Below are 2,846 nucleotides of genomic sequence, written 5' to 3' on the forward strand. Positions count from 1 at the left end.
CAGATGAACTCCACGTCGAGGTGCCGGTCGAGGATCCGCACCTCGGCGGCCTCGGGCGGAATCTCCCGCTCCAGGGCGTCGAACTGGGCCCGGCACCGCGCGGCCTCGTCGGGCGTCAGCACGTCCACCACAGGGATGAAGCCGTGCTCGATCCATTGCTCGGACAGGGTCGCCGTCCTCGTCATCGTGCCTCCCATCCGGAGGTTCAGCAGACGCCTACTAGCCTACTTCCCGGTGCAAAAGGGGCCGAGGACGCCCAGTGTTTGCCCGGGGTGGCGCGTTCGGACGTAGCGAGAACGCCCCGATATTGGTTGACGATGACCGTGTCCACGCGCGATGGTGAGCCAGCAGCGCGAGTGCCGATCGGTGCTCGGCGCCGCTGCGCAGCTCACGCGGTGCAGCCCCTGAGGTCGTCCGACCTCATCGGAGGCGCCATGGTCCGGCGCACCTACCCGCAGCGCACCTTGGTCGAGGTCCTGCTCCCGGACGCGGACAAGCTGTGGGATCCCATCCTGCGACAGATCGATCATCTGCTCGAGGACGATGACCTGGTGGATTCCGTCACAGACACGCTGGCGCGGCGCCGCCCATCGAGTGCCCGCCGGGGACGGCTCGGCACGCCCGCCGCAGTGGTCCTGCGCATGCTGGTCTTGAAGCACCTGTACGACTGGAGCTTCGACGAATGCGAACGCGAGGTGCGCGGGAGCCTGGTCTACCGCGCTTTCTGCCGGATTGACGGCGAGCGCGTCCCAGATGCCAAGACCCTGATTCGCCTCACCCACCTGCTCGACAGGCCGGTCCTCAAGCAGCTGTTGGAACGGCTGGTGGCGCTGGGCCACGAGCGGCGGGTGATCCGTGGCCGGCGGCTGCGGGTCGACACGACGGTGGTCGAGACCAATATCCATTACCCGACCGACAGCGCCCTGCTGGCCGATGGGGTTCGGATCCTGACCCGCACGATGAAACGCGTCGCGGCCCGCGGCGCCCCGGGATGGCTCCGGGTGCGCGATCGGGCGCGGAGCGTGGCCCGGCGCGTCTTCGCCATCGCCCAGCAGACCCGGACCGCGACGCTCCGGACCGGGCACGCGGTGCGGGCGGTCAGCCAGGCGCGAATGCGTCGACTCTATCGCGAGCTCCTGCGGATCACCGGCCGCGTGGTCCGGCAAGCCGAGCGGGTCGAGCGCGTGAGCCGTCTGCACGCCAGCGGCCCGCTCGCGCCGCTGCGCCACCGCCTGCGCACCACCGTCGCGCTGGTCCAGCGGGTCCTGGCGCAGACGCGAGCCCGCGTGTTCCGAGGGAACACGCACTACCGCGACAAGGTGCTCAGTCTGTTCGAGCCCCATACGGAGGCCATCCGCAAAGGAAAGGCAACCAAGCTGACCGAGTTCGGCAAGCTGGTCAAGATTCAGGAGGCCGAGGCGCAGTTCATCACGGACTACGAGGTGTGCTCGACCCGCGTCCCCGACCGGACGCTGTGGGAGCCCTCGCTGGTGCGTCATGCGCAGCTCTTCGGGCATCCCCCGCGTCTGGCGGTCGCGGATGCGGCCTTTGCCTCGCACCGGAATGATCAGGTCGCGCGGCAGCACGGAGTGCGGTGCGTGGTCTTGCCGCGGCAACGCCGAGAAGCCCGCTCGCGGCGTGTTCGCGCCGCCCTTCGATGGCGCACCGGCTCGGAAGGGCGGATCAGCGCGCTGAAGCGGCGCCATGGCCTCCGACGCTGCCGATATCGTGGGGTCGTGGGCATGGAGCGCTGGGTCGGCCTCGGGGTACTCGCGAACAACCTCTTGGTGCTGGGCCGGGCGAGTCCCGGGGCCGGCTGAGCGAAACGACCGGGCGATCCAATGCAACATAGAGATAGAGACCGGGCAAAGGGCCGGATCGGACGGCTTCGCCAGCCTCATTCCACCGCCAGACGCCACGTCCGCAATCACTTTTGCACCGGGAAGTAGTCTAGGATCGCAAGCCGGCTCACACGGACAGCTTCCCCGAGCTGGAGCGTTACACAGTGGCCGCGCCGCAAGCGCTGGCAACGGGCGCGGCGTCGGCCACGCTCGACCTCGCCGGTGACGGCGGCATGGGCAAGGGTGATCGACCACATCCGACAGCGCGTGATCACCGCCGTCGGCCTTCCCGGCTCAGAGGCTCCGCTTCCGACCTCGCAGGCCGCGGCGGCTGCCCTTGCGCTTGGTCGGCCGTCCGCCGGCGGGCCGATCCCGCCCCCCGCCCGCGCGCTCGAACGGTCGTGGTCCGGCCGGGCGGGGAGGCCGGTCCTCGGCCGCGTTGACCGTCAGCCGTCGCCCCTCGACCTCGCGATCGTGGAAGAGCTGGATCGCCGCGGCGGCCTCGGACTCGGAGGCGAATTGGACGAACGCGAATCCCCGGGGCCGTCCGGTCTCGCGGTCCGCGGGCAGGTAGACCTCGACGACGCTGCCCGCCTCGGACAGGAGCGCGGTCAGCGTATCCGCGGTGGTGCCGAAGGTGAGATTCCCGACGAAGATGCGAGTCGCGATGGCTCGTTCCCTCCCGTGTCGCTTGAGCGTTGGGTCGTGTCGGTCGCCGACGAGGGGTCCCTCAGTACCCCTCGCGGCGGGCTTCGCGGGCCGCCGAGGCGGCCCGGATCTCCTCGGCGAACATGCCGACGTGAAGCGGACACGGAGGCGCATTCGCCTCGACGTACTGGCAGTCCACCTGGTTGCACTGGACGAAGTAGTCTCCCGTCCGCGTGAGACGGGTCAGGCGCGTCAGCCGGATGAGCACGGGCTCCGACACGACGGGACACCAGAGCTCGCGGGAGCGGCCCGACCGCAATGCTCAGGCCCTCACGGCCGGTGGGCGCGCCCGGGGAT

General features: G+C 70.1%; 3 protein-coding genes and 1 pseudogene. 1 reads left to right on the forward strand and 3 read right to left on the reverse strand.

Annotation, left to right across the window (positions count from 1 at the left end; translation table 11 throughout):
- Positions 1-185 (reverse strand): hypothetical protein (locus tag VKN16_05815; protein ID HME93713.1); only part of this gene is annotated, 185 nt, incomplete at its 3' end.
- Positions 186-434: 249 nt separating this feature from the next.
- Between VKN16_05815 and VKN16_05820 the strand changes: the two genes are divergently transcribed.
- On the forward strand, positions 435-1,820 hold the full coding sequence (locus VKN16_05820; GenBank protein ID HME93714.1) for an ISNCY family transposase: 1,386 nt from the start codon (positions 435-437) through the stop codon (positions 1,818-1,820).
- Between the two features lie 438 nt (positions 1,821-2,258).
- Here VKN16_05820 and VKN16_05825 read toward each other — a convergent pair.
- Positions 2,259-2,498, reverse strand: a pseudogene (locus VKN16_05825) (RNA-binding protein).
- Between the two features lie 73 nt (positions 2,499-2,571).
- Positions 2,572-2,757 (reverse strand): hypothetical protein, encoded by a 186-nt coding sequence (locus VKN16_05830; protein HME93715.1) that lies wholly within the window; start codon positions 2,755-2,757, stop codon positions 2,572-2,574.
- Positions 2,758-2,846: the final 89 nt, after the last annotated feature.

It is taken from the genome of Candidatus Methylomirabilota bacterium, assembly GCA_035315345.1.
Classification (GTDB): Bacteria; Methylomirabilota; Methylomirabilia; order Rokubacteriales; family CSP1-6; genus CAMLFJ01.